Genomic DNA, 12,852 nt, shown 5'->3' with positions numbered 1-12,852 from the left:
GCGCTTGCGATCGGGTGAGCATTCACGGCCACGTGAATGCTCACCCGCACATGAGCGGTCGCGGATCGGTGAACGTTGACCCGGGCGCAGACATCGACCACCCGATGAACAGTCACCCATCAGTGAATGCTTGCGATTTGGTGAACAGTGGACGAGACGAACGAGACGAACGAGACGGCGACCACGCCGACGGCGACCACCACGGCGACCACCACAACCGCCACAACCGCCACGGGCATCTCCCGCCGCACCCTGCTGGGCAGCGCCGGCGCGGGCCTCGCCCTCGGCGCGGCCGGCGGGACGCTCGCGGCGAACGCCGCGACCACCCGCCGCACCGACGCGTCCGCCGCACCCGCCCTCGGCGCGACGGCGATCCCCTTCCACGGCCCGCACCAGGCCGGCATCCTCCAGCCCCAGCAGGCCCGGGTCCAGCTCGCCGCCTTCGACCTGGCCGACGGCACCGGCCGGGACGGCCTGCGCACGCTGATGCGGACCTGGTCCGCCACCGCCGCGCTGCTGGCCGAGGGCAGGCCCGCCGGCGAGCACGAGAACCAGATCGCCCTCGACGCCGGCCCGTGCTCCCTCACCGTCACCTTCGGCTTCGGCCCGTCCCTGTTCGACCGCACCGGCCTCACCGACCGCCGCCCCGCCGCCCTCACCCCGCTGCCGGACTTCCCCGGCGACGCCCTGGACCGCGCACGCGGCGACGGCGACCTCTGGGTGCAGATCGGTGCCGACGACGCGCTGGTCGCCTTCCACGCCCTGCGCGTGCTCCAGCGGCAGGCCACCGGACTGGCCTCGCTGCGCTGGCAGATGTCCGGCTTCCACCGCACGCCGGGCGCCACCGCCCGGCCGATGACCGGCCGCAACCTGATGGGCCAGGTCGACGGGACCAACAACCCGAAACCGGCCGATCCGGACTTCGCCGCCCGGGTGTTCGCCGACGGCCCCGACTGGCTGGCCGGCGGCTCGTACACGGTGGTCCGCCGGATCCGGATGCTGCTGGACAACTGGGAGAGCCTCCCGACGGATCGTCAGGAGCGGGTGATAGGAAGGCGAAAGTCGGACGGCGCCCCCCTGTCCGGCGGGGGCGAGTCCACCCCGGTCGCCCTGGACGCCGTCAACCCCGACGGGACGCTCGCCATCCCCGCCGACGCCCACGTCCGGGTCGCCGCACCGGCCGCCAACGGCGGGGCCGCGATGCTGCGCCGCGGCTTCTCGTACCACGACGGCCTGCTGCCCGACGGTTCGCTGGACGCCGGGCTGCTGTTCGTCGCCTTCCAGTCGGACCCGGCCCGCGGATTCGTGCCCGTGCAGCGCAAGCTCTCCCGGGGTGACGGTCTGTCGCGTTTCCTGCGGCACGAGGCGAGCGGCCTGTACGCGGTGCCGCCCGGGGCGCCGGACGGCGGGTACGTGGGGCAGGCCCTGCTGGAGGGCTGACCGCGGGCGCCCCTCCCCCCAGAACGGGCGCGGCCGGACGGCAACGGGCGCGAAGAGCCGCGAACCACCACGGCGACGAACCCGGCCCGCCCCGCCCGGCCGCTCTGCCCACGGACCGGAACGCGGCCGTACCCGGGCGCCCGAGTGACTAAGGTGGCAAGTCGAGTACTGCTCTGCATCACCCCGCGCGTACGGAGGCAGCAATGTCCGCGACCCGCTACACCTATCTCGGGCCCGCGGGCACGTTCACCGAGGCCGCGCTGCGCACTCTGCCCGAGGCGGCCACCCGCGAGCTGGTCCCGGTCGCCTCGGTGCCCGCGGCCCTGGACGCGGTCCGCGCGGGCGAGGCCGCCGGCGCCTTCGTCCCGGTGGAGAACTCGGTCGAGGGCGCGGTCACCGCGACCAGCGACGAACTCGCCTCGGGCAAGCAGCTGATGATCTACCGCGAGGTGCTGCTGCCGATCGCCTTCGCCCTGCTGGTCCGCCCCGGCACGGCACTGACGGACGTGAAGACCGTCACCAGCCACCCGGTCGCACAGCCGCAGGTACGACGGTGGCTCGCCACCCATCTGCCGGACGCCCAGTGGGAGTCGGCCGCCTCGAACGCCGACGGCGCGCGGCTGGTCCAGGAGGGCCGCTTCGACGGCGCCTTCGCGGGTGAGTTCGCGGCACCGCTGTACGGGCTCGACGTGCTGGTCAACGACATCCACGACGCCGCGAACGCGACCACCCGGTTCGTCCTGGTGGGCCGGCCCGGGCGGGTCTCCTCGCCCACCGGGGCCGACAAGACCTCGATGGTGGTCTGGCTGCCCGACGACCACCCGGGCGCGCTGCTCGAACTGCTCCAGGAGTTCGCCGTCCGCGGGATCAACCTGATGCGGATCGAGTCCAGGCCCACCGGCGAGGGCATGGGCAACTACTGCTTCCTGATCGACTGCGAGGGGCACCTCAGCGAGCGCCGGGTGAGCGAGGCGCTGATGGGCCTGAAGCGGATCTGCCCGCAGGTACGGTTCCTCGGCTCCTATCCGCGGGCGGACAAGGGCAGCCCCCGTGAGCTCAGGCCGGGTACCTCGGACGCCGACTTCGCCACGGCGGCCGACTGGCTGTCCCGCTGCCTGGACGGCCGCGGCGAGGTCTGAGCCGCGGGCCCGGTCCGATCGGGCACGTGCCCGCCGGGCCTACCGCGCTGACCGGGCTGACCGGGCTGACCGGGCTGACCGGATAAGACACCAATCCGTCGTTTTCTGTTCAGATCTGCCAGTTTTCGACACGCGGGCAAGTTCACCTACGTGGTGCAGTGCGCCCGGAAGGCAGTTCCACGCCCGGGATCCGGGCGGCCCGGCGGTCCGCTCCCGTCGTCCACAGGCCCGGGGTTCCGTCCACAGGGCGCCCCGAACCGAAGTTATCCACAACCTTGGGGACGAGTCGACAAAACGGCATAGCCACAGTCGCATCCGCTCAGATCATCAGCTAGCGACATAGGGGTGACTAATCGGGCCAGAGTCACCCTTTGACCAATAAATCACCCGTCCGAGCGAGCGAATTACCTCAGTCCAGAAGGATGATTGAGGTTTAGAGCCTGAATTCCCTGGCCGCGTCGGCCCGGATCCGCCACCTCTCCACAATCCACAGGCTACGGGGCGGGCCTGTGGAAAACCTCCGCCCGCCAGGTTCCCGGCAGCGGTTATCCACAGGATGGGGCGAGTTATCCCCAGGCCGGCCGCCGTTCTCCGCCGTCCACCCCGGAGCCGGGCGCCCGGCTCGGCGCAGGATGACAGAAGAGCGCACCGAGCGCGACCGCTCCGGTACGGGGTGACAAGCTCCGGCGCCGGCCGACCCGGCCCCCCACGATCGCGATCGCGCAAACCGTTTCCTGATGGGCAGCCTCTCCCCGGTAGGCTTGGCCCGTGATTGACCTTCGCCTGCTCCGTGAGGACCCAGACCGAGTGCGCGCCTCGCAGCGCGCCCGTGGCGAGGACGTCGAGCTCGTCGACGCCCTCCTCTCCGCCGACGAACGGCGCCGGTCCTCGGGCAGTCGCTTCGACGAGCTCCGCAACGAGCAGAAGACGCTCGGCAAGCAGATCCCCAAGGCCCAGGGCGACGAGAAGGCCGCCCTGCTCCAGCGCACCAAGGTGCTGGCCGACGAGGTGAAGGCCGCCGACGCCGAGCAGTCCGAGGCCAAGGAGGAGGCCGAGCGCCTGCTCCGCTCGCTCGCCAACCTGATCGACCCGGCCGCGCCGGTGGGCGGCGAGGAGGACTTCGTCACCCTGGAGGAGATCGGCACCCCGCGCGACTTCGCGGCCGAGGGCTTCGAGCCCAAGGACCACGTCGAGCTGGGCCAGCTCCTGCGTGCGATCGACACCGAGCGCGGCGCCAAGGTCGCCGGCGCCCGCTCCTACTACCTGACCGGCATCGGCGCGCTGCTGGAGCTCGCCCTGGTCAACATGGCGATGGCGCAGGCCGACGCGGCCGGCTTCACTCCGATGATCACCCCGGCCCTGGTCCGCCCGGCGGCCATGGACGGCACCGGCTTCCTCGGCCAGGCCGCCGAGAACGTCTACCACCTCGCCGAGGACGACCGGTACCTGGTCGGCACCAGCGAGGTCCCGCTCGCGGCGTACCACATGGACGAGATCCTGGACGCGGACAAGCTGCCGCTGCGCTACGCGGGCTTCTCCTCCTGCTTCCGCCGCGAGGCCGGGACGTACGGCAAGGACACCCGCGGCATCATCCGGGTGCACCAGTTCGAGAAGGTGGAGATGTTCGTCTTCACCACGCCCGAGGACGCCGAGGCGGAGCACCGCCGTCTGCTCCAGTGGGAGAAGGACTTCCTCAACGCGCTGGAGCTGCCGTTCCGGGTGATCGACGTCGCCTCCGGCGACCTCGGCGCCTCGGCCGCCCGGAAGTTCGACATCGAGGCCTGGATCCCGACCCAGGGCAAGTACCGCGAGGTCACCTCGACCTCCAACACCACCGAGTACCAGGCCCGCAGGCTGTCGATCCGGATGCGCGAGGACGGCAAGGTCCGCCCGCTCGCCACCCTGAACGGCACCCTGGTCGCCGTCCCCCGGGTGATCGTCGCGCTGCTGGAGAACCACCAGCAGGCCGACGGCTCGGTGGTGGTGCCCCAGGCACTGCGGCCGTTCCTCGGCGGACGCGCCGTCATCGAGCCGGCCAAGTAACCGCACCGCGGCGGCGCACCGCCGCCGCGACACCGCAACTCCATGGAGATGTACGGAAGATGAGCACGCCCGGCCACCGCCCCGACTCCTCTTCCGACACCCCTGCGGACATCCTCGGTGGCGACCTGCCGTACCGGCTGGTCGCCACCGACCTGGACGGCACCCTGCTGAACACCGCTGAGACGGTGTCCGCGCGCAACCTCGCCGCGCTGGCCGCCGTCACGGCAGCGGGTGCCCGGCACATCATCGTCACCGGCCGCTCGGCGGGCTGGGCCCGCCCGGTCTTCGACGAGATCGGCTACACCGGCCTCGCCGTCTGCGGGCAGGGCGCCCAGGTGTACGACGCGGGCGCGCACAAGCTGCTGACCTCGCTGACCCTGGACCGACAGCTGGCCGCCGTGGCGCTCGCCAAGATCGAGGCCGAGATCGGCCCGCTCGTGGTGGCCGCCAACCAGGACGGCCTGGACGGCGAGGTGCTGGCGGGCCCCGGCTACCGGCTGAAGATCGGTTCGGACCTGCCGGTGACCCAGGTGGCCGCGGACCGGCTGTTCGACGCCCCGATCAGCAAGCTCTACATCCAGCACCCGGAGCTCGACGACGACGCCCTCGCCGAGACCGCCCACCGGGTCGCCGGCGCCCTGGTCGGGGTCACCCTGGCCGGCCCGGGGATCGTCGAGATACTGCCGCTCGGGCTGACCAAGGCCACCGGCCTGGCCATCGCCGCACGCCGGCTCGGCGCGCGGGCCGCGCAGACCATCGCCTTCGGTGACATGCCCAACGACATCCCGATGCTCAACTGGGCCGGGTACGGCGTCGCCATGGCCAACGCACACGAGAACCTGCGCGCCGTGGCGGACGAGATCACCGTGAGCAACGACGAGGACGGCGTGGCCGTCGTGCTGGAGCGGGTCTTCGGCCTCGGCTGACGCCGCCTCCGGGCCGGATCCCGGACCAGGGCGAGAACCCCGGGCGCCGCACTCCGTGGAGTGCGGCGCCCGGTGCTGTTCGCGACGGTCCGACGGCCGGGCGGCCGGCGTCAGCCGAAGGAGACGTTCGAGCAGGGATCGTCGTCGGCCGACCGGGCCTCCTGCGCGACCGAGCTGGGCAGCGGGCCGGGCGCCGCCGAACCAGCGGCGGCGGAACCGCCGTTGGCGGCGGCGAAGTCCTGGCCGAGCACCAGACTGATACCCGCCTTGCTGCCCGCCTCCAGGGTGGCGCCGGGGAACAGCGAGGCCACCGTCTGGGCGTTGGCCTTCTCCCCCGGGCCGTACTGGACCACGGTGGTCGCGTGGTTCTGCTGGGCGGCGTTGGCCGTCGCGGTGACGGTGAACTTCGACGCCTTGAGGGTGGTCGCCGCCTTGGTGGTGAGGCCGGACGTGGTGGTGCCGTTGAAGACGCCGACCTTGATGCCGGCGCCCTTGACGATGGCCGGCGCGGCCGTGGCCGGTTCGGCGCTCGGGGCGGGCGACGCACTCTCGGCCGGGGCGGGGGTGCCGCCGCTGGCGTCCTGGCCGTCGAGGGTGCGGTCGGCCTTGAGCGCCGTCCAGAGCTGGGTGACGTCCGGGTAGACCAGCGCGACCCGTTCCTTGTCGAACTTCCAGGGAGTGGTGAGGAACTTGATGTTGTGCAGGTCTATGTCCTTCATCGTCATCGCGAAGGACAGCAGCTTGGCCGCGGTGTTCAGCCCCTCGTCCACCAGCAGCGACTTGGTGGCCGCGTCGGCGAGCGGGAGGAGGGTGCCCGGGTTCATGCCGGCACCCTTGACCTGCTTGATCAGCGAGGACATGAAGGCCTGCTGACGCTTCATCCGGCCGATGTCCGAGCCGTCGCCGATGCCGTGTCGCAGCCGGACGTAGTCCAGTGCGGCCTGGCCCTCGACCTTCTGCACGCCCTTGGGGTAGAGCTGCTTGCCCTTGTGCCCGAGGTTGGGGTTGAGGTCGCCCTCGTAGATCGCGTTCGGCAGGCAGACATCGACGCCGCCGACGGCGCTGGTCATCGACGCGAAGCCGTTGAAGTTGACCACGATGGTGTGGTCGACCCGGATCCCGGTCAGCTTCTCGACGGTGTTCTGGGTGCAGGCCGGGTTGCCCTGGTCGGTGTTGCCGACCGAGAAGGCGCTGTTGAACATCACGCCGGACTGCTGCTTGGTCCACTTGCCGTTGGGCAGCTTGCACGACGGGATGTCGACCAGCGCGTCGCGGGGGAACGAGACCCCGACGGCGTGCTTGTGGTCGGCGTAGACGTGCAGCAGCATCGTGGTGTCCGAGCGGGCGCCGCCGTCCTCACCGCCGCCGAGGTCGCGGTTGGCACCGTCGCGGGAGTCCGAGCCGATCAGCAGGACGTTGATCGGCACCCGGCCCTGGGCGTCCGGCGCGGCCGCGGCCGGGCGGTCCGAGCTGAGCGCGTCGTCGCCGAAGAACTGGATGTTGCCGTTGAGCTTGAGGTAGACCGCGCCGCCGGCCGCCGTCACCAGCGCGATGGCGCCGACCGCCGTCCAGATGACGATCTTCTTCTTGCTGCGCGGCTTCTTCTTCCGCCCGCGGGCGGCGGCCCGGCCACCGGCGGCCGGACCGCCGGTCCCGTTGCCACCGGTCCCGTTGGCACCCGCACCGCTGCCACCCGGACCGTTCCCGGCGCCGCCGCGGCCACCGCGGCCCTGCTGGGCCCGGCGGGCCTCGGCCCGGCCGCCCGGCCGGGGCTGTTCGGCCGCTGCCTGCTCAGGTCTGCGCCGCCGCTGTCCGACCACCGACGGACCGCCGGCGGGCCGGGCGTCATCGCGGTGCGGCGCGTCGTCGCGGTAACCGCCGCCCTGGTCCGAGGCGTCGTCGCGCCACCAGTCGGCGTCCTGGCCGGACGCCCCCGCCCTCTGGCCTGCCATGCGTACACCCTTCACCGACGGCAGCAACACGAAGCCTCAGCAACGCACCGAGTGCAGTACCGACGCGTAGAGCTCTGCGGAGCATATAAAGGCATCATTCAGGAGTCACGAGCCGGGCCACCGATGACCCGTTCGGCCACATCCCGGCGCGGCCCCAAGGGCCGTCAGCCCTCGAAGAAGTCCTCGAAGACCTCGTCCGCGACCTCGCCCAGCACCAGGCCTCCGACCAGCCCCGCGGCCGCGCCGGCCGCCGCCGCACCGAAGCCGCCGTGACCACCATGACCGCCATGACCGCCGTGTCCGTGGCCGCCGTGCCCGTAGCCGGAGGCCACCTGCTGGAGCCAGCCGTCCACCACGGAGGTCAGGTCCTGCTCCGCCGCGGTGTGCTCCAGGCGGTGCTGGTGGATCACGTCCCCCGCGCGCTTGTCGAACTCCAGCACCACCTCCGTCCCGGACTCGGAGGCGACGAAGGTCAGCTCGACCGCGTGGCACAGGTGCGCGTACTGCGGCGCCGCCGCGAACTCGATCTCCTGGTAGAACGGCAGCCGCTGCGCGCTGCCCCGGATGTGCCCGGCCTCCAGGTCCGCGCTGCGCAGCCGGAACCCGAGCGCGGTGAACGCGTCCAGGACGCGCTGCTGCACCGGCAGCGGGGCCACCCCGAGCGGGTCGGCGTCGCCCTTGTCCCGGGCGCCGCTGATCTCGACCTCGGTCCGCACCCCGACCGCCATGCCCGGCAGCTGCCAGCCGGCGAAGCCGGTGATCGGGGTCTCGTGCGGCGCCGTGACGCTGAACGGGACGGAGCGCTGCTCGCCCACCGCCAGCCGGAACGGCGCGCTGACCGCGAAGCGGGCGAACGGGGACAGGCCCGTGCTCTCCCCCTCCTCGTGCTCGATCTCGACCCGGGCGACCAGGGTCAGCGTGATCCCGGTGATCTCCGCGTCCTGGGTGCCGCCGACCAGGTTCACCTGGCCCTGGATCAGCCCGCCGGGCTGGACGACCGGCGTGGACAGGACGGTGTCGACGGTGGGGCCGCCGACCCCGAGCGCACCGAGCAGCTTCTTGAACACCATGAGGGCGGACTCCAGGAGAGAACGAAAAGCGGTGGACACAGGCGATCGGAGAAACGCAGCCCGCACCGGGGCGGTTCCCGGCCGCGCCGACGCTACGGACCGGGGAGGACTCTACGTTCGGGCCGCACGCCCGCCCGAGCGGGCCGCCTGCCCCCGTCCCGGGTTCCCGTCGCGGTGGGCGCGGACCGCGCCACCGGGCCACGCGTTCCGGCGCGCGAACGTCAAGGGGGCACCCGGACCGGACCCGGACGGGCGATCCACGGTCACCGGTTGACGCCGCCACCCGGGCCTCCACCCGGCCCTCCACCCGGACCGCCACCTGGGCCTCCACCGTGCCGCCACCGCGCGCCGTCACCCGATCGCCCGAGCCGCCGTGACACCACCCCACCCCACTTGTAGGATGACCGGACAAGCAGTTGTAGGATGACTTCCGATCGACCCTCCCGCCCCCGTGCACCCAGGAAGGAACCCCCGGTGACCGGTGCCAACGACGGACTGCAGGCCGCCGGCCGACGCTCCCTGGTCGACGTCACGATCGAGCAGCTCCGCGAGCAGCTCGCCACGGGGACCTGGCCGGTCGGCTCGAAGATCCCCAGCGAACACGAGCTGGCCGAGCGCCTGCAGGTCGGGCGCAACACCGTCCGCGAGGCGATCCGGGTGCTCGCGCACGCCGGGATGCTGGTCTCCCGGCAGGGCGAGGGCACCTTCGTACGGAGCACCAGCGACCCGGCCGCCGTGCTGCGCGGTGTGCAGCGCTCGGGCGTGCGGGACGTGCTGGAGGTCCGGGCCGCGCTGGAGGCCGAGGCGGCCAGGCTGGCCGCCGTGCGGCACACCCCCGAGGACATCGCCCGGATGCGGGCCGCGCTGGCCCGCGAGGCCGAGGTGCTCGCCGCCCATCCCGAGCGGGCCGGCCGCGAGGCGACGGTCGAGCACGACCTGGAGTTCCACACCGCCGTGGTCGACGCCGCGCACAACCCGGCGCTCGGCGAGATCTACCGGTACTTCGGCGCCTCGGTGCGGGAGTCCATGCGGACGGCGTTCGGCGACCACGAGATGCCCGAGGTGGTCATCGCCACCCACGCGGCGCTGGTCGACGCGATCGAGAGCGGCGACCCGGACCGGGCCGAGACCGCCTGTCGCGAGCTGCTCGCGGAGCCGACGGCCGCCGTGGAGCAGCTGCTCGCCGCCATCGCGGCCCGGAAGTGACGCGGGGGCCGCACCGGCCCTCTCCTTCCGCCGCCCACCGCAGTCCCGCCCCGTTCCAGAGAGAGCACCACCTCATGTCGGTCACCCGCGCCCAGCAGCCGGTTGCCATTCCCACGGTCCGTACCCGCACCAGGCTCGCGCACCCCGCGCTGTTCCTGGCCGGCATCGTGCTGGTCGCGCTGAACATGCGGGCCTGCCTGGCGGCGGTCGCCCCGGTCCTGGGGGAGATCCAGCGGACCTTCCACCTGTCCCCGACGGCCAGCGGGCTGATCACCACCGTGCCGGCGCTGTTCCAGGGTGTGGGCGCACCGCTGACACCTCGGCTGACCAGGCGGTTCGGCACCGAGCGGGTGGTGCTGGGAGCGGTGCTCACGCTGGGCGCCGGTGTGCTGGTGCGGGTGCTGCCCTCGGCGCTCGCGCTGTACCTCGGGTGCGTGGTGATCGGGGTGGCGATCGCCGTCCTGAACGTCTCGATGCCGGGCCTGGTGAAGCGCGAGTTCCCGGACCGCGCCGCCGCCGCCACCGGCCTGTACTCGACGGCGACGCTGGTGGGCGCCACCCTGGCGGCCGCCTCCTCGGTGCCGCTGGAGAAGGCGCTCGGCGGCGGCTGGCAGGCCTCGCTCGGGGCCTGGTCGCTGCTCGCGGTGGTGGCCGCCCTGGCGTGGCTGCCGCAGGTGCTGAGGTCCCGGCAGGCGGCCGGCGCCGCGCGGACCGGTGGCACGGGCGGCCCGGCCGCACCGGCCGGCCGGCCGATCGAGGGGATCTGGCGCTCGTCGCTGGCCTGGCAGATCAGCGGCTTCATGGGTGTCTCGTCGCTGCTGGTCTACGTCCTGGTGGCGTGGCTGCCGACGATCCTGGCCGACCACGGCATGGACCGCGGTGAGGCCGGCCTGGTCTTCGCGTTCAGCAACCTGCTCCAGGTGGCCGGTGCGTTCCTGGTGCCGCTGCTGGCCGGCCGGATGACCCGGCAGAGCGGGCTGGCCGTGGCGATGGCCGCGATGAACGCGGCCGGCATCGCGTTGCTGCTGCTCGCGCCGGTCTCCGGGGCCTGGGCCGCCGCCGCGGTGCTCGGCGTCGCGCAGGGCGGTTCGTTCGGCCTGGCGCTGGCGTTCATCGTGCTGCGCACGAACACCCCGGCGGGCGCCGCCCGGCTGGGCGGGATGAGCCAGGCCGTCGGGTACCTGGTGGCGGCGTCCGGGCCGGTCGGTGCGGGTGCGCTGCACCAGCTGACGGGCGGTTGGACCGTCCCCCTGGTGCTGATGCTGGGTCTGGCCGCGGCGGCGGCCGTGGCGGGCTGGGGAGCCGGGCGCAACCGCACGCTGTGACGGCGGCGCCGGTGCCCCGGCCCGCCCGGGTCACTCCTCCGAGGCGAGGGTCAGACCGGCCAGCTTGACCGATGCGAGCACCGTGGCGGCCACGGCGACGCCGAGCAGCAGCGGGACGGCGGTGCCGAGGGCGACCTCGGAGCTGATCGCGCCGTCCGTGGCGACCGACTCAGCGACCGCGAGGCCCCACTGCTGGACGCTCAGGGTGCGGGCGCCCTCGACGTAGTTGCCGATCAGGCTCTCCCAGACCAGCGCGTAGGCGAGGCCGGCCACGACGGCGTGCCGGGTGACGACGCCGAGCAGCAGGAAGAGCGCGCTGTAGGCGGCGCCGGAGGCCAGCGCACCGACCGCGTAGCCGACCGCCATGCCCTCCTGGGGCCCGTAGATGATCAGGCCGGCGAGCAGGGTGGGGACGGCGGCGAAGGCCCAGGTCGTGGCGATCGCCACGGCCAGCTTGGTGGTGATGATCTGCCACCGGGGAATCGGCTTGGAGAGCAGGTAGACGATCGAGCCGTCGTCGATCTCGGTCGAGATCACGCCCGTCCCGATCACCAGGCCGAGGATCGGCACCAGGGTGCCGAGCGAGAGCTGGCCGAGGATGCTGACGGTGAGGTCGTGCTTGTCCTGGTCGGCTCCGCGGGCGAACAGGGAGATCACCAGCAGCACGGCGGGGACCACCAGCAGCAGGACGCCGCGGCGGCGGCCGAGCAGGCCGCGCACGGTCAGCCTGGCGACGGTCGGGTTCACGATGGGTTCCAGCCCTTCTGGCGGCGTTCTGGCGATCTCACGAGCAGGAGACGGCCGGGGGGTCGGCTCACGGCGAGCCGAGGGCTCAGGACGAGACGAGGTAGGAGAAGACGCTCTCCAGCGACTCGTCCGCCGGGGAGACGGTGTACAGCCGGATGCCGGCTTCCTGGGCGACCCTGGGCAGCAGGGTGGTGAAGCCCTGGAAGTTGACCGCCTGGATGCGCAGGGCCTTCTCCTGCTGGTCGAGCTCGATGCCGGCGGTGGAACCGTCGGCGATCAGGGCCGCGGCCAGCCTGCGGTCGTCGCTGGAGCGGACCAGGTAGCGGTGCGGGCGGTCCGTCATCAGGCGGCGGATCTTGCGGAAGTCGCCGGAGGCGGCGTGGCGGCCGGCCACCACGACCTCGATGTGGCGGGCGAGCTGCTCGACCTCCTCCAGGATGTGCGAGGAGAACAGCACCGTGCGGCCGTCCGCGCCGAACCGGCGCAGCAGCTCCATCAGCTGGAGCCGCTGGCGCGGGTCCATGCCGTTGAAGGGTTCGTCGAGCAGCAGCACGGCCGGGTCGTGGACCAGGGCGGAGGCCATCTTGACGCGCTGCTTCATGCCCTTGGAGTAGGTGCCGGTCCTGCGGTCCTGGGCGTACTCCATCTCGACCAGGGCGAGGGCGCGGCGGGCGGCCTCACCGGGGTCGGGCAGGCCGTGCAGTTCGGCGTTGGCGAGGACGAACTCCCAGCCGGTCAGGTAGTCGTACATCGACTCGCGCTCGGGGACCAGGCCGATCTGCCGGTAGACCTGCTGGTTGCGCCAGATCGGTGCGCCGTCCAGGGTGACCTCGCCGGCGGAGGGGCCGAGGAAGCCGCTCATCATGTGGATGAGGGTGGACTTCCCGGCGCCGTTCGGCCCGAGCAGGCCGGTGACGCCGGGGCCGATCCGCATGCTGATGTCGTTGACGGCGACCACGTTGCCGAACCAGCGGGAGACCTTGTCGATCGCGATGACAGCCATG

General features: G+C 72.7%; 10 protein-coding genes. 6 read left to right on the top strand and 4 right to left on the bottom strand.

The annotated features are described in order from the left end of the window. Positions 1–147: 147 nt before the first annotated feature. From efeB to OG871_RS20475, 4 genes are all read left to right on the top strand, one after another. Positions 148–1,440 (top strand): iron uptake transporter deferrochelatase/peroxidase subunit, encoded by a 1,293-nt coding sequence (gene efeB / locus OG871_RS20490; protein ID WP_371498414.1) that lies wholly within the window; start codon positions 148–150, stop codon positions 1,438–1,440. Between the two features lie 203 nt (positions 1,441–1,643). Continuing rightward, positions 1,644–2,579 (top strand): prephenate dehydratase, encoded by a 936-nt coding sequence (pheA, locus tag OG871_RS20485; protein ID WP_371498413.1) that lies wholly within the window; start codon positions 1,644–1,646, stop codon positions 2,577–2,579. 768 nt (positions 2,580–3,347) lie between these two features. After that, positions 3,348–4,622, top strand: coding sequence for a serine--tRNA ligase (serS, locus tag OG871_RS20480; RefSeq protein WP_371498412.1), 1,275 nt, complete (start codon positions 3,348–3,350; stop codon positions 4,620–4,622). A 59-nt stretch (positions 4,623–4,681) separates the two neighbouring features. Continuing rightward, positions 4,682–5,548, top strand: a complete 867-nt coding sequence (locus tag OG871_RS20475) for a Cof-type HAD-IIB family hydrolase (RefSeq protein WP_371498411.1) — start codon at positions 4,682–4,684, stop codon at positions 5,546–5,548. Between the two features lie 110 nt (positions 5,549–5,658). Here the strand turns inward: OG871_RS20475 and OG871_RS20470 are convergent, their stop codons facing one another. Together OG871_RS20470 and OG871_RS20465 are read right to left on the bottom strand one after the other, a co-directional pair. Next, positions 5,659–7,500 (bottom strand): LCP family protein, encoded by a 1,842-nt coding sequence (locus OG871_RS20470; protein WP_371498410.1) that lies wholly within the window; start codon positions 7,498–7,500, stop codon positions 5,659–5,661. 164 nt (positions 7,501–7,664) lie between these two features. Next, complete coding sequence (locus tag OG871_RS20465; protein WP_371498409.1) at positions 7,665–8,570, bottom strand: sporulation protein; 906 nt, start codon at positions 8,568–8,570, stop codon at positions 7,665–7,667. 474 nt (positions 8,571–9,044) lie between these two features. Here OG871_RS20465 and OG871_RS20460 point away from each other — a divergent pair, with 474 nt between their 5' ends. Together OG871_RS20460 and OG871_RS20455 are read left to right on the top strand one after the other, a co-directional pair. Continuing rightward, complete coding sequence (locus OG871_RS20460; protein ID WP_371498408.1) at positions 9,045–9,776, top strand: FadR/GntR family transcriptional regulator; 732 nt, start codon at positions 9,045–9,047, stop codon at positions 9,774–9,776. 74 nt (positions 9,777–9,850) lie between these two features. Continuing rightward, positions 9,851–11,101, top strand: a complete 1,251-nt coding sequence (locus OG871_RS20455; protein WP_371498407.1) for a CynX/NimT family MFS transporter — start codon at positions 9,851–9,853, stop codon at positions 11,099–11,101. Between the two features lie 30 nt (positions 11,102–11,131). Here the strand turns inward: OG871_RS20455 and OG871_RS20450 are convergent, their stop codons facing one another. Further along, the gene (locus OG871_RS20450; protein ID WP_371503367.1) at positions 11,132–11,851 is read right to left on the bottom strand and encodes an ABC transporter permease; all 720 of its coding nucleotides are present in this window, start codon (positions 11,849–11,851) and stop codon (positions 11,132–11,134) included. Between the two features lie 82 nt (positions 11,852–11,933). Next, the gene (locus tag OG871_RS20445; RefSeq protein ID WP_371498406.1) at positions 11,934–12,851 is read right to left on the bottom strand and encodes an ABC transporter ATP-binding protein; all 918 of its coding nucleotides are present in this window, start codon (positions 12,849–12,851) and stop codon (positions 11,934–11,936) included. Position 12,852 lies beyond the last annotated feature (1 nt).

The organism is Kitasatospora sp. NBC_00374 (assembly GCF_041434935.1).
In the GTDB taxonomy this organism is placed as follows: Bacteria; Actinomycetota; Actinomycetes; order Streptomycetales; family Streptomycetaceae; genus Kitasatospora.
Note: the sequence above shows the minus strand (reverse complement) of the source record. Positions and strands in the feature narration are given on the sequence as shown.